Source organism: Paenibacillus hebaui, from assembly GCF_051934385.1.
Classification (GTDB): domain Bacteria; phylum Bacillota; class Bacilli; order Paenibacillales; family Paenibacillaceae; genus Paenibacillus.
In genome coordinates, this window is record NZ_CP196836.1 from 351,050 (window position 1) to 368,878 (window position 17,829).

16 protein-coding genes are annotated in these 17,829 nt (G+C 48.3%); 9 read left to right on the forward strand and 7 right to left on the reverse strand.

Annotated elements, in window-relative coordinates; all coding sequences use genetic code 11:
• Nucleotides 1-293 precede the first annotated feature (293 nt).
• From ACR32F_RS01615 to ACR32F_RS01650, 8 genes are all read left to right on the forward strand, one after another.
• The gene (locus tag ACR32F_RS01615) at nucleotides 294-968 is read left to right on the forward strand and encodes an AzlC family ABC transporter permease (RefSeq protein WP_440119643.1); all 675 of its coding nucleotides are present in this window, start codon (nucleotides 294-296) and stop codon (nucleotides 966-968) included.
• Nucleotides 959-1,291 carry an AzlD domain-containing protein gene (locus ACR32F_RS01620; protein ID WP_440115520.1) on the forward strand — a complete coding sequence of 111 codons (333 nt, stop codon included), beginning with the start codon at nucleotides 959-961 and terminating at the stop codon, nucleotides 1,289-1,291. Before ACR32F_RS01615 ends, ACR32F_RS01620 begins: the two co-directional genes overlap by 10 nt.
• A 117-nt stretch (nucleotides 1,292-1,408) precedes the next feature.
• Nucleotides 1,409-2,065 (forward strand): SGNH/GDSL hydrolase family protein, encoded by a 657-nt coding sequence (locus tag ACR32F_RS01625; protein ID WP_440115522.1) that lies wholly within the window; start codon nucleotides 1,409-1,411, stop codon nucleotides 2,063-2,065.
• Between the two features lie 274 nt (nucleotides 2,066-2,339).
• Entirely contained in the window at nucleotides 2,340-3,731 is a 1,392-nt protein-coding gene (locus ACR32F_RS01630; protein WP_440115524.1) for an N-acetylmuramoyl-L-alanine amidase, read from the forward strand.
• Between the two features lie 37 nt (nucleotides 3,732-3,768).
• Entirely contained in the window at nucleotides 3,769-4,314 is a 546-nt protein-coding gene (locus ACR32F_RS01635; RefSeq protein WP_440115526.1) for a GerMN domain-containing protein, read from the forward strand.
• A 165-nt stretch (nucleotides 4,315-4,479) separates the two neighbouring features.
• Nucleotides 4,480-6,567 carry a heparinase II/III domain-containing protein gene (locus ACR32F_RS01640; RefSeq protein ID WP_440115527.1) on the forward strand — a complete coding sequence of 696 codons (2,088 nt, stop codon included), beginning with the start codon at nucleotides 4,480-4,482 and terminating at the stop codon, nucleotides 6,565-6,567.
• Nucleotides 6,560-8,500, forward strand: a complete 1,941-nt coding sequence (locus ACR32F_RS01645) for a glycosyl hydrolase (protein ID WP_440115529.1) — start codon at nucleotides 6,560-6,562, stop codon at nucleotides 8,498-8,500. The genes ACR32F_RS01640 and ACR32F_RS01645 overlap by 8 nt, the downstream gene beginning before the upstream one ends.
• Before the next feature lie 169 nt (nucleotides 8,501-8,669).
• Entirely contained in the window at nucleotides 8,670-9,806 is a 1,137-nt protein-coding gene (locus ACR32F_RS01650) for a glycoside hydrolase family 88 protein (RefSeq protein ID WP_440115531.1), read from the forward strand.
• A 258-nt stretch (nucleotides 9,807-10,064) separates the two neighbouring features.
• Here ACR32F_RS01650 and ACR32F_RS01655 read toward each other — a convergent pair whose 3' ends face one another.
• Nucleotides 10,065-10,676, reverse strand: coding sequence for a class I SAM-dependent methyltransferase (locus ACR32F_RS01655; RefSeq protein ID WP_440115533.1), 612 nt, complete (start codon nucleotides 10,674-10,676; stop codon nucleotides 10,065-10,067).
• 330 nt (nucleotides 10,677-11,006) lie between these two features.
• Between ACR32F_RS01655 and ACR32F_RS01660 the strand changes: the two genes are divergently transcribed.
• Entirely contained in the window at nucleotides 11,007-13,382 is a 2,376-nt protein-coding gene (locus tag ACR32F_RS01660; protein WP_440115535.1) for an Ig-like domain-containing protein, read from the forward strand.
• Between the two features lie 102 nt (nucleotides 13,383-13,484).
• Here the strand turns inward: ACR32F_RS01660 and ACR32F_RS01665 are convergent, their stop codons facing one another.
• From ACR32F_RS01665 to ACR32F_RS01690, 6 genes are all read right to left on the reverse strand, one after another.
• Nucleotides 13,485-14,030 (reverse strand): chromate transporter, encoded by a 546-nt coding sequence (locus ACR32F_RS01665; RefSeq protein WP_440115537.1) that lies wholly within the window; start codon nucleotides 14,028-14,030, stop codon nucleotides 13,485-13,487.
• Nucleotides 14,031-14,033: 3 nt separating this feature from the next.
• Nucleotides 14,034-14,621 (reverse strand): chromate transporter, encoded by a 588-nt coding sequence (locus ACR32F_RS01670; RefSeq protein WP_440115539.1) that lies wholly within the window; start codon nucleotides 14,619-14,621, stop codon nucleotides 14,034-14,036.
• Nucleotides 14,622-14,633: 12 nt separating this feature from the next.
• Entirely contained in the window at nucleotides 14,634-15,128 is a 495-nt protein-coding gene (locus ACR32F_RS01675; protein WP_440115541.1) for an Lrp/AsnC family transcriptional regulator, read from the reverse strand.
• Between the two features lie 346 nt (nucleotides 15,129-15,474).
• The gene (locus ACR32F_RS01680; protein WP_440115543.1) at nucleotides 15,475-16,587 is read right to left on the reverse strand and encodes a PAS domain-containing sensor histidine kinase; all 1,113 of its coding nucleotides are present in this window, start codon (nucleotides 16,585-16,587) and stop codon (nucleotides 15,475-15,477) included.
• Nucleotides 16,580-17,230: a response regulator gene (locus ACR32F_RS01685; protein WP_440115544.1), complete on the reverse strand. Its 651-nt coding sequence runs from the start codon at nucleotides 17,228-17,230 to the stop codon at nucleotides 16,580-16,582. Before ACR32F_RS01685 ends, ACR32F_RS01680 begins: the two co-directional genes overlap by 8 nt.
• A gap of 117 nt (nucleotides 17,231-17,347) precedes the next feature.
• Nucleotides 17,348-17,782 (reverse strand): GAF domain-containing protein, encoded by a 435-nt coding sequence (locus ACR32F_RS01690; RefSeq protein ID WP_440115546.1) that lies wholly within the window; start codon nucleotides 17,780-17,782, stop codon nucleotides 17,348-17,350.
• Between the last annotated feature and the right edge of the window lie 47 nt (nucleotides 17,783-17,829).

The following is a 17,829-nucleotide window of genomic DNA, read 5'->3' on the forward strand; positions in this document are numbered from 1 at the left end:
AGGATTACATCTACTCTGTGAAAAGAAATCATCTCTCCCCGAAGGTCTCATCTTGTGGTATATTTCTGAATTAATGTGATTTGAATGATGCTAATGCTTAAGGTATGTACCTGGTCATGTCGAATACACAGAGAAGCTGTCTTCATGAAGGATGAATCCGAATGGGTATACATCGATATATATCGGTTTATGGAGACAGAAATTGGAGAGGGGGTACATCGGAGTTGAACCAAACTGCATTACAAACATCCGGACAGGGGAAGACAGAAGAGGTCCCGGATCAGGCTACATTCATGCAAGGGGTCAAGGATTGTATCCCAACCCTGCTTGGATATTTAAGTATCGGCTTTGCAGCGGGTGTCATTGAAATGACGGCAGGCCTCAGCCTGGCGGAAACAGCTCTGCTCAGTCTGATTCTATACGCTGGATCAGCCCAGTTTATTGCCGCAGGCATGCTGGCTTCTAATGGGTCAGCGACGGCTATTATGTTCACCATATTTTTCGTGAATCTTCGCCATCTGCTGCTTAGTGCAGCTGTATCACCGTATTTTCGTCATCTGACGCCGCTTAAAAATATGTGGATTGGCTCGCTGCTCACGGATGAGTCTTTCGGAGTAGCAATGACACGTGCCATTGGCCGGAAGACGCTGAGTGAACGCTGGATGCATGGTCTGAACATTACAGCATATCTGAATTGGTTCGTGGCGAACATGGCGGGGGCTTACTTTGGACGCTGGATCACCAATCCCGAGCGGCTTGGACTAGATTTTGCCTTGCCTGCGATGTTTATTGGTCTGGTTGTGCTTCAGTTGATGCAGCGCAAAAACAAAAAATTGCACATGAATGTGGCGATCATCGCCGTGGTCTGTGTAATCATCGCCAACATGGCTTCGCTAGGCAGCATGAGTATCATTGTGGCTGCGGTCATTGCGGCAACGATGGGAGTGGTGATGGAACGATGGAAGTAAGATGGGATGTATTCTGGATCATCATGGGTTCGGCTCTGTTAACGTTTATCCCGCGTGTGCTGCCACTTATGCTGTTTAGTAAAATACAGATTCCGATGTGGCTGCTACGATGGCTTGAATATGTACCTGTGGCGGTGATGTCGGCCCTGATTGGGCAGGAGTTGTTTATGTCGGACAACCAGCTGGTGCCGATTATGCATAATGCGGCCCTGTGGGCAGCTCTGCCAACGATTGCAGTGGCCATCTGGACTCGGAGTCTGCTCGGAACGGTACTTGTCGGTATGGTTGCGATGATGATTTTGCGTTACTTGATGGGGTCATGATCTGGCAGAGGTGTTCTGAAAACGCTATTTTCTATTGAGGCCGAAAGGAATAAAATGGAGACTGAGGTGTTCATTTTTTATTTTACATTTTACATAGAGGAAGGAACGGTTTCGATTATGAGTACAAGTCCATCCGTTGTATTGTTTCAGGGAGACTCGATTACTGATGGGGGAAGATCACGCAATGATGATCCGAATCATTTTCTCGGTCATGGCTATGCGTATCTGATCTCAAGCAAACTGGGTGTGGAGCTGGCAGGTAAGCAGCCAACATTTTACAACAGAGGAATCAGCGGAGATCGCGCATCGGATCTGTATGCACGCTGGAATGAGGATACGATTAGTCTGAAGCCAAACCTGATCAGCATCCTGATTGGGGTCAATGATGCCTGGCGCACCATGAACGGTGAACCTAGTGGTGTTACGGATCGTCTCGGACGAGCATACCGCCACTTGCTTGAAGAGACGCGGGAAGTATTGCCGCATACCGGACTTGTTTTAATGGAGCCTTTTATTTTGAAAACCGGAGCTACAGTGGAGCAATGGGAATTCTGGCAGGAGCGTATCGGTGTGTATCAGTATCTGGTCCGCGAACTCGCTGATGAGTTTGGGGCTGTGTGGGTGCCGTTGCAGCAAACGTTCAACGATGCGCTCGCACAGGCGGACGCAGCTTATTGGTTATGGGATGGAGTGCATCCAACCGCGGCAGGTCATGAGCTGATCGCACGTCAGTGGCTGTCTGTTGTACAGAACTCTCCGCTCGCAATTGTGTAACTTGTAATTTGCTACAACGGAACACAGATGGGATTTTGGTAGCATTCCATTGGCGAAGAGTTCTTGAGAAATGAGGAGAGAGAGTTTGGGGTGTAACGATCTCCTCTTGCGCAACACTTTTCGATAATAATCGGAAAATTGAATATTATTGTAGAAAATCCATATCATTCCGCAACTATTTTGTTGCTGACAGCGTTCTAAATAGAGTGGAGGATGAGCTTGTAATGAATCAAGTGGAAGTGGTGAAACTTTAATTTTAAAACCGAGGTGTATAATGAAGAAATCCATACTCATGTTATTGTTTAGCGCACTGATATTTTTATTAATTCCAGTTCAGAGTCACGCAGCAACCAATCAAACCAAAATTATTCTAGATGGGCACGAACTAAATCTACCTAATGACGTGGAAGTTGTTAATGTGCGAAACAATGTCATGATTCCCATCCGAGTAGTGGCTGAGAACTTGAAATTCAGTGTGAACTGGGATCAAAAAACACAAAACGTACATATTCAACAAGATTCTAATGCAATTTCGTTAACCGTTGGTAAACAAGAGGCTTTAGTAGAAAACAGCACCGTGAACCTTAATATTGCTCCGCAAATGATCAAAAATACGGTGGTCGTTCCTATTCGTTTTGTTAGTGAAGAAATGGGTTTGAAAGTTGGCTGGAATAACAAAGACAAGATTGTTACGCTAACTAGCACCCCTTCACTCCCAACCTCTCCCACTAATGGCAGTGGGAATGAAGCAACAACTAACCTGATTCACGAATTAAACTATACCAATAATCAACTTGTTGTCTCATTGGAGCGTGAAATTACTCCAGTCATAACAACACTAAAGAATCCTGACCGAATCGTCGTGGATTTCCCCTCTACCAACTTCGGTAATTTGGGACAAGTACCCTCTGGAGGCTCCATGGGGAGGTTAGACACTAGCGACTTTCCAAATGTTACTGAGATACGTTATTCTCTTTTCAAAAATGATCCGGCTCAGGTTCGAATCGTGATTGAATTAAACAATGTAAGTTCGGTTAATTATAATCAACAAACTATTGCTGGAAAATTCATCCTTGATCTGAGTAAGTTAAACGATCCGACAACCGCAACTCCTGTCACTGGTGGCAAAAAAATAGTCGTTATTGATCCAGGACACGGAGGCAGTGATCCGGGTACAATAAGTTTTACACAAAAACATGAGAAGCATTTTGCCCTTGCTTTGGGCCTTAAAGTTCAGGCTCTCTTGCAACAAGAATCGGATATAGAAGTGATTATGACTCGTGAAACGGATATCTACCCTACACGACCGGAACGAGTTAAACTTGCCAATGATCTTAAGGCAGATGTGTTTGTATCTATTCACGGGAACAGCGTAACCTCTGCTCCCCAAGTTTCGGGAACCGAGACATATTATTACCAACGTGCAAGCAGTAAAGAGCTTGCAGACATTATTCATAAAAATTTGATCAAGGCTATGGGATTTAAAGATCGCGGCTCTAAGAACGGTAACTATCAAGTCATACGAGAAACCACAATGCCTGCCGTCCTTCTGGAAATCGGATTTTTAAGTAACCAGATTGAGGAAGAGGCTATGATGTTAGAGAGCACTCAAAACAAGGCAGCTCAAGCCATCGTAGATGGGATAAAAGAGTATCTGAAGTTATAAGTCTGTGCAAGTGAAAAACTCAAGAGGATGTGCGTCTATGAAAAAAGGAATTCATCTTGCTATCGTCATCTGTGCCATAAGTTTATTAACCGTAGGTTGTGGTAGCAAGCCTACTACATCTAGTCCAGTGCAAGGCTCTAGTCCTGCAAATACTGCACCGACACCAGCAGCTAATGAGGAACAAGACAGCGAGCAATCTCAAAAAATTCAGGTTTTTTACGCGGATGATCAACTACTACAACTTGAAAAAAGTACAAAGGAGATTACTTTTGAAGATGACTCCGACAAATACAGCAAGACGTATGCCGCCCTTCAAAGTAACGATCAATCCGAGCTGATCCCCTTGTGGACTAACATTGATTTACTTTCATCCACATTTGATCAAGGAAAATTGACGTTAGATGTGCATATTCCAGATGAAGCGAGATTAGGAGCTGGAGGAGAGGTTCTAGCCCTCGATGCGTTGAAAGAAACTTTTTTTCAATTTGACGAAGTAAGCAGTATTGATCTGCTTGTTGACGGAAATGCAACGGACAGTTTAATGGGTCATGCGGAATTAGAGCATCCACTAAACCGTGAATAACATTCCTACACCCCATACAAAAACAGCCGAATTGTGTATTACAATCGGCTGTTTTTGTATGTAAATTCGATAGTATTGGATAATTCTTCAAAAAAGATCTGAAATCCGGTAAAATGAAATCGATTACATGTTAATATTTGTATGGCATTCCATGAGCGAAGAGTGGTGAATCCAGTGGGAGATTCGATTCACGAAATAAGTAATGCTAAAACAATGGGCTGGCCGGATGATCTGCGCATTCAGCAGGTGATCCATCAGAAGATGAATGATAGGCGTCAGGATCAACACAAGAATCAACAACAGAGGGAGCAATGTTACCCAAATGTAGTGGATTCCCTAAGTGCCGACAGACTCATAGAGAAGTTATCCCGGCCTGAACTGGCTACTCTATACACGGACTTGAAGGCTTATGGTGAACGTGCTTTGAACGAACCTATGCCTTCCTTGTCCTTCCGTCTATATAGACAGTTCAGCGATACGGGTGAGAGGAAAGCCTATGAGGAGGCATATTTCGATCGAAGGGGTCGGCTGGCGGCTGTGGCGATGCTGGCATTGAACTCTGCTACGCCGGATGCCCTACATGCACTCGAAGATATGTTGTGGGACGTGTGTGGTGAGTATTCGTGGTGCCTGCCCGCGCATCTGGGTACGGGAAAGGCAGACCAGGTGCATGGAAACATTGATCTGTTTGCCGCAGAGACTGTACATATGTTGGCCGAGATTGTGAAGATCCACGCCCAACGGCTGGATCATCTTGTGATAGAGCGAATCAGGTTCGAAGCAGAGCGGCGAATCTTCACCCCGCTTTACCGGGAACAGCGGACATTCCACTGGCAGACAGCGGATCACAACTGGTCCGCGGTTTGTGGTGGATGCTGTGGTATGGCGGCATTGTTATTGCTGGAGGATGAGTCCACACTGCGGGAATCGATCTGTCAAACAGTCAACTGTATGAAGGCATTCCTGAGCAGTTATGGCGAGGATGGCGGCTGTGCCGAAGGCATGGGGTATTGGGTATATGGCTTCGGTTATTTCACTTATTATGCCGAGATGCTTTATGAGTACAGTGAGGGTGAGCTGGATCTGCTGCTGACAGGTTCGAACATAGCGGCGATCGCAGCCTTCCCACTGCGAGTTCACCTGTCAGGCGGGGTATTTGTGAATTATTCGGATAGTGCCGAACAGGAAGAGATCCCTTCAGGATTACTTTCCCTGCTGGCATCCCGGGTAGGGTTGCTGGTTAATCTACCGCTTCGTATTCCATTGCTTACGGATGATCCCTGTCATCGCTGGGCTCATATGTTGCGAAACGTGATGTGGAGCGATCCGGCATTATACGGGGATGAACGGGCATCTGCACAAGTTGAACAAGGGTTTATTTTCTATAATCTGGGCTGGATGATTGCAAAGGGCAAGCTGGATAATCCGGGTACACAACGTGCGGATGTCGAACCTGTTTATGTGGCTTTTTCCGTTAAAGGCGGGCATAACGATGAACCCCATAACCATAATGATCTGGGGCAATTCATTATCCATTGCAGCGGCGAGAACATCCTGTGTGATCCAGGAGCGGGATTGTATACACAAGCTTACTTTGCACCAGGAAGAGAGCAGTTGTTCCACATCTCGTCATCCGGGCACAGCGTTCCGTTGATTGAAGGTCGGGAGCAAAGCTATGGTCGGCAAGCACAAGCCCGTGTGATAGAGGTACAGTTGGCAGAGAACGGTAGTGAACTGGATTCCACATTGGATCTGACGGCTGCATACCCTGAAGCCTCTTCATTGGCTCGTTATACACGCCGTCTTCACTGGAGAATTGCTCCCGATGCTGACAGGAATGGTGCAGAAATGTTTCTGATTGACCGGTTCCAGTGGAAAAAGAGGGTGTTGTCTTCTGCTGTACAATCTTCGGTGGGCGATTCAGATGCAGGATATTCCATGGTGGTGGAGCGATTTATGAGCAGAGTTTTGCCTGAACTGGTGAATACAGGGAAGCTTCAATGGCAGGGGGCACATGCGAAAGTATATATGGATTATGATGCAAGCCGATGGCAAGCTCATATAGAGACGATTAATACGGAGGATCATGATCATAATCCCGTCACATTCTATCGGACTTCTCTGGCTTGGCGGGGAATATTGGACAATTGCAGTGAGAGCACCGACGGGTCTGGTCTGCTGGAAACGGTATGTGAGGTGCGCTTCACGATTGAACCGAAAAAATGCGAAACGGAGGTGAACATGAATGAGTGAATATACGTGCAAATCAACTTATCCATGGAAAGATGCCCTCGAAAGTTACCGTGTACTGGCAGAGCAGGCGGGGCCCGCTCCTTCAGATGGTTGGAATCAGGCTCGCAAGCTGGCACTTGTTGAGAATGTTGTGCGCGCTTACACCCCTTATCAGGATAAGGACGGCGCTATTATTGATCCGTTCTCAGCGGTTGAGCGATATTATTCGACGCCGGCTTATGCAATGGCTGCGGCTGTCCTTGTTCAGGCGGGCCGAACAGACCTGCTTGATTCAGCAGCGTTGGCTCTATCACATAGCATTAATGCTGTAGTGGAGGGATGTGCACCGGATCATCACCCGGATTTTTTCCCTGTGCTGATGATGAGAGCTTACATGCTGTTGAAGCCGCATCTGCCTGTGCAAGCGAGGACCTGGGCGGATGCCCTGAGGAAGATACAGCCTGAGCAAGATTATGTATTTACGATGAGCAAAATGAACAATCCCAATCGCATGATTAACTGGAATGCCATTATGATATCCGGGGAATATCTGCGCTGGAAAGAAGAACTCGCCAGTGAGGGCACCGGGTGGATGGATCGTTATCTCGATCGGTATCATCTGCCACGATTCACGAAGCTTGGACTGTATCGGGATGGGCCGTTGGACCGTCCAAACTGTCCATTTTCCTATGATATAGCGACCCGTTATCACCTGGGCGTCATGCTTGAAGCGGGATATGACGGAGCATGTGCTGATAAGCTGCAGGAGCATTTGCGTCATGGTGCATTCAGCTCACTGCTTACACTGTCCCCACTGGGAGAGATCCCGCCGCGTGGTCGCAGCTCCCAGCATCAATGGAATGAGGCGGCTGCGGCCTACGTATGTTCCACTTACGCAACACAGGCCTTGCAGGCTGGAGATCGGGTGATGGCTGGGGCATTCGCACGCGCGGCCAATCTGTGTTTTGCTGCCGTGGAGCGCTGGAAGATGGAAGATGGACGTTTGAAGATTGTTCGCAACGAGTATACACCTGAGGCACGCCATGGGTACGAGATCTATACAAATCACACAGGCTATAACCTGTGGACGGCCGCAGCACTGGCCCATGCCTGTCTCAGTGATCCTGGTGATGATGTGACTGGAATGTACCTTCCTTCCGAGGTAGGCAGCCGGGTGTTGCAGACAGATGGATGGTTCGAAACGATGATCGCTACTGTACCGGGTCAGCAATTGGTTCTGCACACAGCCATGAATGATCCTTACACCGTTCCGGGTCTAGTGCGGATTCAGCAGTCGGGATTACCGGGTCTGATTGGTCCATCTGCCGCTGGACATGTGCAATCTGGATTCACGGAGTTTGCTGAAGGGGAGATCAATCCCCTAAGCTACTGCCCTGCCTGGAAGACACCAGATGGCGTATGGCACAGTCTTGCAGAGGGTATTCCGTCTGGCGAGGTCTATGATCGGGATGCCGGAATTAATCCTGCCGATGGTGGGGGTTCGATTGGGATTGAAACGTTAGACCCACAGGAAGAGTCCAGGTCAGGATACGCGGGAGTAGAAGAGGAAGAGCCTCCTCAGGCCAATGAGTTTGTGGTGACATGGCGAGGTCCGCTGCCTGGGTTAGAGGCACTGCATACCCGTTATGTACAACAGCAGGACTTGCTAACTGTGACGTATGAGTTCGAAGGTGAGATTGAGGCAGCAGGAGCACTCATTCCGCTGATGTTCAGTGATGGCCGTGAGCAGGCTGTTATTACGCATACGAATCATAGTGTACGCAGCGAGTATCAGGGAGCTTATGCCGAATCGTCAGCGCTGGATGAAGGGGTGGTAATTCAGATGAAGGAACAGTCGGTGGCTTCTCGTAATGGATTGCTCAAAGAAGCAAGGATGGAACGAAGCGGTAGCCAGAGTATAACGTTCACGATCAGGTTGGATGAGGTTACATGAATTCGTCCAGGCTGATGATGCATGTAAGGTGAGGGACTACAGGCTCTGGATCAGATATATATGGGGAGTGATCCGTAGTCGGGCTGGTAAAGATGTGGAGAAAAACAGGGTGATGAAGAACTGAACGTCTAGAAAAGATGTCTGGTAACCATTAGAGGAGGCAATGTTCATGAATACATCAACGTCGGTGAAATGGCTCGAAGAAGCGTGGCGGCAGGGAGCGGCCAAAACCATTCGCAACGCGAAGCGTATCAAGGATACATTTCCGCACACCGCCCCGCAGGGGAGGTATGATCGAAATGATCCCGAGTGGTGGACGGCCGGTTTCTGGCCGGGATTGTTATGGCTTGTCTATGGGGAGTCGCCGGAAAACGAAGCTGTCGCTCCGTTATATCGTATTGCCGAGAGCTGTGAGCGGCAATTGGAGGGTTGTCTGCGTGATCCCGAATCGGTGGATCACGATCTGGGGTTCATCTGGCTGCTTAGTGGCGTAGCCAACTACCGCCAGACAGGCAGCGCAGATGGACGGCGGCGGGGAATGCTCGCCGCCAACCTGCTTGCTGCCCGCTTCCATGTGCGCGGCGAGTTTATCCGCGCCTGGAACTTCAGCTCGTCAGCAATGGATACGCGCGGCGTAGCCATCATTGACAGCATGATGAACCTGCCGCTGCTCTACTGGGCATCCGAGCAGAGCGGCGACCCCCGCTTCCGCTGGCTGGCGGAAGCGCATGCGGACACCGTGGCGCGCGAATTCGTCCGCGCTGACGGGTCCATCTGCCACGTGGTGGAGTTTGATCCACACACGGGGCAGAAGTTGCGCGAGCATGGCGGGCAAGGCCATGCTCCAGGTTCCGCCTGGGCGCGGGGCACCGCCTGGGCGTTGCACGGGTTTGCGCTGTCTTTCCGGTATACGGGCGAAGCCCGCTATCTGGAGACAGCGGAACGTGCGGCCGATTTCTTCCTCGCCATGCTTGGCGAAGAGATCGTGCCGGTGTGGGATTTCCGCGCACCTGCCGAGCATCAGGTGGCGTGGGACTCGTCCGCTGCGGCGATTGCCGCCAGCGGTCTGCTGGAGCTGGCGAAGCTGTCGCCACGCGGTGAAGAATATGCAGCCGCAGGGGAACGAATCGTTCGCGGCTTACATGAGAACTACAGCTCGGGCGGGGCGGCAGCGGAAGAAGGACTGATTATGCAGGGAACGGTGCATTACCCGGAAGGGCGAGGGCTGAATGTGCCGATCATATACGGCGATTATTTCTATATGGAGGCATTGGCGAAGCTGCGTGGACGTCCGGGCTTATTTTAGACATAGGGATCTAGGAACAAAACACATCGGGCAGTAAGTATACATGAGGGTGTGCAATTCACAATTCACGATACAGCTGTTCGAGTGTGCTTTGCCTCCTGGCTGGAAAATGGGATTTCCTCAATGGAGGCGGAGCACACTCGAAAATGCTGCTGAATGGAAGAGGGCACCTTAACCGTCACAAGAATGATGTTTCATTAAGATAGGAACTATGCTGAATATCGGATTGGGGCGGACCATAATTGGCTGCGACCAGGTCTATTTTCTATTGGAAGGAGTGCGTCTCAGAATAACGAAGTCGGCTGAAGATTGATCGGGATACCGCTGAGGGATAATCTCCTGTACTTTGAAGTCGGGATAGTCGAGCAGATAATCAAACAGATTGCGGTCCTGGATCGTGTCGATCCCCGGATTGCCGTTTTCTTTCAAACGAGTGTACAACACAACCCACTCTGCCGAAGTGTGCAGGATGTCGTAGAGTGTATTGCGAAAATCGGTTTCATCCGTAATATGGTACAGCACATCCAGACAGACGGTAAGATCGGCTTTCAGGAAGCCGCGGTTAATCCACAGACCTGGTGTATACAACATGAAGCTCTTGGAGGCATCGTTGGCAAACTTGGAGGCACAGAGCCGTACTGAGGATGCTGCCACATCCATGCCCAGGTACTCACCGTAATTCATATACTGCAGTTGGTTCCCATCCCCACAACCAAACTCAATGACGCTGGAAATGCTCTCACGTTGAATTAGCCCGTTGACCACTTCTGCCTTAAATTCAGCCAGTACGCCATACGAACCCCTTCCCGATGTCTCGCCTGAGCGATACGTTTGCTCCCAATATCCTTTGTAATCAAAAGGCTGCCGCATGTTTTTCCCCCGATCGGTTGAAATGAATTCCAGAATTGTCACTATACATAGGTTATGCGGAATGTGTACGGGTATGAATTGTTTGAAATGTGAGTATTTTGCATAAATCCCTAGAGCGTCTTCCAATCATCAAGATATAGATCGAAATGATCCTGTTCGTCTATTTCTTGTACACGTTAGCGATAGAAATCGAATTATGCAAAATGAATGTAACTAATCCGTTGAATGAATTCCCACTAAATTCCCTGAATATTTCCTGAAAACCTAAACATCTGGAAAGAACTTGCCGACATTAAACATAAGGAAAAAAATGATGATAATCGGGGGGAAATGATGTTAAAGCCAAGATTGACCAAGTACATGGTGATGATGCTGGTGTTGATGCTGAGTATTTCCAACGTAGGCTTGGCCGCTGCGGCAGATAAAGAACTGTCCAAAATTGTGGTTTCCAAGAATGAAATGTCGCTCGAAGTGGGTGATTCCGGTGCCGTTACAGTGACAGGTGTATATTCTGATAATACATCGTCGAACGTAACGATCAGTACAACCTGGAGTAGCCAAGATACTTCGGTAGCAACTGTATATAATGGTGCAATCACAGCCAAAAAAGAAGGTACAGCAACGATTACGGCAGCTTATCAGGGCCAGAGTCAGTCCGTTCAGGTGAAAGTAACCAAGAAGGTCAAAGCCCTTTCCAAAAACGTGCAAAGCCTTGATTTGCGCACCGGAGACACGAAAGAAATTATTTTGACAGCAACCTATAGTGACAATGAGACAAACAAGGAAGCATCTAGTATCGCAGAATGGTCTACCAGTGATGAGAAGGTTGCTACCGTTGTGAACGGTAAAGTAACTGGACAAAGTGCAGGTATAGCCGTCATTACTGCCAAAGTCGGCAGCCAAAGCGTGACAGTGGATGTTAACGTTGAGGTTGTTAAACGTGTGGATGTGGACAAGAAACAGGTCAATCTGTTATTGAACAAAAGCGAGACCGTGAAATTGATGGCCACTTATCCAGATGGTACGACCAAAGATGTAACGGGTCTGGCAGAGTGGACGTCAAGTAATGAAAAAGTAGCTGACGTGTTAAAAGGCGTAATTACAGGATACTCCGCAGGATCTGCGAAGATCACAGCCAAATATGGAACGAAATCCGTATCGGTTGATGTGGATGTAGATCTGACGAGCAAACTGAGTGTGGAGGAACAAAGCCTTTTCTTCCGTTTGACCGGATCTAATAAAACAGCAAATGTAGTATTAACTGCATCTTATCCGAATAGTGCTGATGTGAATGTAACGGATCAAGCGACTTGGACATCGAGCAATGAGAAGGTTGCGACGGTATTCAAGGGACAAGTCACTGCGATTAGCGCAGGATCAACAACGATCAAGGCAACCTATAGTGGCAAAACAGTAGAAATTGCTGTGGATGTAGATACGGCAAGATATTTGGACATCAAGGATGTTAATGACAAACTCGCTATGAGTGTTACCGGTGAGAACAAATCCAAGAAACTGGTAGCCAATGCAGAATATATTGATGCGAGTACAGAAGACGTAACTTCCAAAGCAACATGGACTTCAAGCAACGCAGATATTGTATATGTATCAAACGGAGAACTGATCGCATACAAGTCAGGAACAGCGACCATCACTGCCGCATACGGCGGTAAAACCGTTAAATTTACAGTGAATGTAGACGTGGCAGACAAGTATGAAATGGACAAGAAAAAAGCCTCGGTAGCTGTGAAAGGTACTTTGTCTGTGAAAGTGCTGGCTGTCTACGGTGATACGTCCAAAGACGTATCCGAAGACGCAACGTGGAGCAGCAGCAGCGACAAAATCGCTGAAGTGGATAGCAAAGGTGTTGTAACGGGTATTGCAACCGGTAAGGCCACCATTACAGCCAAAATTGAAGGCAAAACATTAACGCTGCCTGTTGAAGTAGGCATGGCGAGTGGACTGGAAGCTGATCTAAACTTTGTGGTGTTATCCGCCAAGGAAACACAGCAAATTGTGCTAACGGCAACCGATGAGGATGGATTGACACAGGATGTATCCTCGGAAGCCACATGGAAATCAAGCAACTCACGCGTAGCGGATGTGAAAAAAGGCGTGATCACAGCGAACAGCAGTGGTAAAGCTAACATTACGGCTGAGTATGGTTCCCAAAAAGTGACGATTCAGGTTGAAGTGGACGTCATTTCTCGCATCGAAGCATCCGAACCGGTGCTTTCCCTGAAATCGGGGGATACAGCGGATCTTAAAGTTATTGCGTATCTGAGTGACGGTAGCGAACGTGATGTTACGGATAAAGCTGAATGGAAAACCAATAGTTATAAGGTAGCTCAGGTGACTAAAGGTAAAGTGAAAGCACTCAGTTCAGGTAAAGTGAAAATTACAGCCAAGTATGGCAGCAAGTCTGTAACCGTTGCTTTAGAAGTGGATACCTTGAAATATTTGCAAACCGATAAGGTAACCCTGACCATGAAACCTGGGGATAAGGTGACCTTGGTTGCAACAGCAACGTATGACGATGGCAGCGAAGCGAACGTATCCAAACCGGCGCTCTGGAAATCTTCCCGTATTGCGACAGCATCGGTGAAAGATGGCATCATCCAGGCCAATGGCAAAGGTAAAGCAACCATTACCGCGACTTATGCAGGCGTGAAAACAAAAGTAACTGTAGTCGTAGAAGCAAAATAGTTATCTGCAACAACCGTGCCAAGATTTGTAATCCAAAAAGCGGTGATGACAGCTTATATGCTGACATCACCGCTTTTTTTTGAACATGAAAATGAAAATCAATTACATCGAATGAGACAGGACCAACGCACCGTATGCAAAAGCGATCACAATGAGAATGGCCGGATGTAGCTTAGTCTTGGTCATGACCCAGAGCGAAATGCCCGCAATAATCAATGTCTGCCAGATGCCAATGGAATCGGTGGATACCTGGCCGAACTCCCAAGTGAGCAGAATCATGAGTACAGCGATTACCGGCTGCACAAGTAAGGTCATGCCTTTGACTTTAGGTGAAGTGCGATGTTTGTTCAACAAACGAAGCAATAAAATCAATGCGGTTGCAGAAGGAACGATGGTGGCAAAGCTGGCGATAAATGCCCCAAACCAGCCTGCCACGTGGTACCCGACAAATGCAGCTATTTTGGTTGCAATCGGGCCGGGAAGTGCGTTACCAATCGCTAGTACATCACCGAATTGCTCTGTGGTCATCCAATGGTAGTGATTCACTATTTCTTCCTGCATTAGCGGAATGGACGCCGGGCCGCCCCCATATCCCAATATGTTGGCTACGAAAAATCCCCAAAATAATTCCCACCATGTCTGAAGCATCGCTTAGGACACCCCCTTGTCGGAATTGCCCTTGGATTTGAATCGTTGGACCAGATCCAGGTGGAAGACGCCATATCCAAGGAAAACCGCGATCACAATCCCGGGATGGATATCCAGCAGCTGCAACAGTACAAAGGCAATTACGCCAAATATGGCAGCAAAAGCCCTGCCGAGTCCCTTCCAGGCTTTCATGGCGAATTCATAAGCCATCATGCCCAGCATGACAAAAATGACCGGCCGTACGGCGGCTACCATACCTGCCACCACTTTCGACTCGCGCAGCGCGTACATGGAACCGAGCAGAGCAATAATGGCAATGCTTGTCGGCAAAATATGAGCGAGTACGGACACAATGGCGCCCAGCACACCTTTGGTTTTATAACCAAGATATGCGGCCATCTTGGTCGCAATGGGACCCGGCAGGGCATTGGCGATAGCCAAAATCTCACCGAACTCATCATCGCTGACCCACTTGTAACGAGTCACAGCCTCGTAACGGATCAACGGAATAACCGAAGGACCACCGCCATATCCGAGAATTCCGGTTCGTACCATTCCGATGACGAGACCGTTGTAATCTTTCCAACTCATGCTGATTTCCTCCTAGAGTCTCATGCCCATCCGGCTTTTATAACGTTTTAATAACAGCTGTGATTCTACCTTGACGATGCCTGGCATCTTGTATAGCTTCTCCAGCAAGAACTGCTCCATCTCCTCCATATCTGCAAAAATACCATGCATGTGCAGGGTACTCGGGCCTGTCATATGATAGAGGCTGGTGACTGCCGGTTCTTCGTCGAGTTTCTCCGCGACTTCATCGAGGAATTGCGGTTCGACATCAACATTGAAAAAGGCGGAGACCTGAAGCCCAACCTTGCCAGGGTTGATGACTACGGTGAAGCGTTCAATGATCCCTTTTTCGGATAAAGCATTAATGCGCGCTTGAACAGCTACACGCGATAACCCGATCTGTGTACCCAGATCCGTATAGGATATCCGGCTGTTCTGGTGAAGCGCAGCTATAATTTTGCGATCCATCTCGTCCAGATTATACATTTGCGGAATTTCTCCTCCCTTGGAGGAGCGTTTCTCTGACATGGTTGACCACCCTTTTCAATCATTATATAGATTCAAGTAAATACTAAATATTATGGAGATAAATACAATTTGTATGTGGCATTCATAGTTTAATGACGAATCGTAATTGGAGTCAATAGATTTATCGTGAATGTTGAATTTATCTGTTTTCGAGCTTTCATTTTGTCATTTATACCAATCGGGGATGAAGTAGGGGGAGTGGAATACAGTCATCCATTGAAAAAAGACCGTTCACGGAGTCCGTCCGTAAGCAGTCTTCTGCATTGAAGAAATACATAAGATAAGGCATGATAGAGATCACATTCACCGCAAAATCCGGTTATCCATGTTCCCGTTCAGAATGAAATTACTGTGCCAACTTGGGCAGGCAAAGAGTAATTAGCGTACCTACTCCAGGCTCGGAGGTTATCGACAAAGTGCCTCCGGCTCCGCGTGCACGTTCTTCCATGCTGAAGAGGCCAACGCCGTTACCTGCGGTCTTCCCACTGAAACCCGCGCCGTGATCCTCAATTTTGACAACGGTTGTTGCCTCGGAATCTTCTACCGTCACACGAGCTTCAGAAACATCGGCATACTTGGCAACATTGGTTAACGCCTCCTGGATAATCCGGTACATGGCGATCTCCCGGTTCATATCCAGTCGCTTTCGCAAATTACATTCCAGATCCACTTCAATCCCGTAATGGCGGTTGTAATTCTCAATATAGGTACGAATGGCCGGAACAACGCCCAGATCATCCAGTACGGATGGTCTCAGCTCCCATGCCATGCCGCGTACATCCTCCATGATGCCCGTGACCTGTTTCCGCAGTGCTTCGACACCTGGTTGCGGCCCTTCTGCCAGCAGACGATCCATCTGAATGACCAGAGAGAAGAGACTCTGTCCAATCCCGTCATGCAGTTCACGCGAGATCCGGCGGCGTTCCTCTTCCTGAATGTTCATGACCTGAGTCATCATCGTCTGCAACTCGGATTCGACCTGCTTCAGCTTGGTCACTTCACTACGGACAGCCAAATATTGATAAGGCTCACTGTCGTTGTCGAGAAAAGGGACGATGGTCGTGTTGACCCAATAGTGGCTGCCATCCTTGGCGCGGTTGCGAATCTCTCCGTTCCATACCCGTCCAGAAGATATGGTCTCCCACAAGCTGTTCATGAAGGTTTTGCCATGATAACCGGAATTAATGATCCGATGATCCTGACCTATTAATTCTTCACGAGTATATTGTGAGATTTCACAGAATTTATCGTTCACATACTGGATTTTCCCTTTACGGTCCGTGAGGGCCACAATCGAGGATTCGTCCAGGGCAAACTTCAGATCACTCAGTTGATGTAGTGAACCTTTCAGTCGGCTGCAGAATTCAGTATCTGTTATATGAGTATCTAGTTCTAATAGCAACTGGTCTATAGGCTGATCGGCCAGTCCGCTAAGTCTGTTTTTGCGTGCGCTACTCAAAGTTCAGCAACCCCTTTTTCATCGCAAACTTCACCAGTTCGGGTCTGGTACGCAGGCCGAGCTTCTCCATTAAATTGCTCTTGTGGGATTCGACCGTCTTGACACTGATGATCAGATGCTCGGCAATTTCCTTGTTGGCATAACCTTTGGCAATCCATGACAAGATTTCTTTCTCCCGCTCGGAGAGCGTGTCATACGGTCCGGCGTTCTCCTGTTTGGCTTTGTCCAAGTATTCGCTCATCAACCGTTTGGTGGCGCTGGGGTAGAGATAAGCACTTCCATCTGCTACAGAAAGAATGGCAGCCAGCAATTCTTCGTGTGGTGCGCTCTTAAGGATGTACCCGGATGCACCCGCGTGGATCGCACGGAACAGATACTCCTCATCGTCATGCATGGTCAAAATCAGAATGGCGACGTCCGGCATCAATTTTTTCAATTCAGCAGTGGCTGTCAACCCGTCCTTGCCGGGCGGCATGCTGAAATCCATCAAGACCACATCGGGCTTCAGCTCTTGTGCTCTTGCAATGGCTTCGTCGCCATCGGCTGCATCTCCCACGATATGTATATCATTCTTTCCGTCCAGCAGGGCGATCAGCCCAGAGCGTACGACGACATGGTCGTCTACAACTAATAGTTGAATCACATCATTTTCCTCCTGTCCGCTTCCACAGTTCTTTCTTTATCATAAATGAGTTTATAAAAAAAGTCTTGTTACCCCCATAAGGAGATAACAAGACTTTTGGCATCGTTTCAGATGTCGTTATCCATAAACTTTGGACTCCAGCTTTAGAGCGACTTGCTCGGCTTGCCGGACCATGTCTGGTGAGAACGTGCAGGGCAGTCTGCTGCCAACGAGCAAGACGGCGTTAGGCACGACGTTTCCTTCCTGGAACACAGGTACCGCTATAGCACTGACCAGACGCTCTGCAAGCATTAACGGGCAACGACCGGGTGAATGCTTTTCGGTGGATTGTGCATCGGATAGGGCTGTGCGTCCAATCCGAAGGGCTGTGCCTACCAGATCTTGTCCGGGGCGCATTTCCATGCGTTTCACTCGTTCGTTACTGGCCCCGGAGGTATATTTCCAGCGCAGCATCGTCCCGGATAGACAGGCAAGTCCACAGAAGTCGCTGGACGTGTTCAGGCGCAGGCCGTCAATCATCTCCTGAATGCCAGATGGCAGTTCATCATACATGAGAGGACACTTCCTTTTTTGGATTATACCGTAGGTTACGGTGTAAT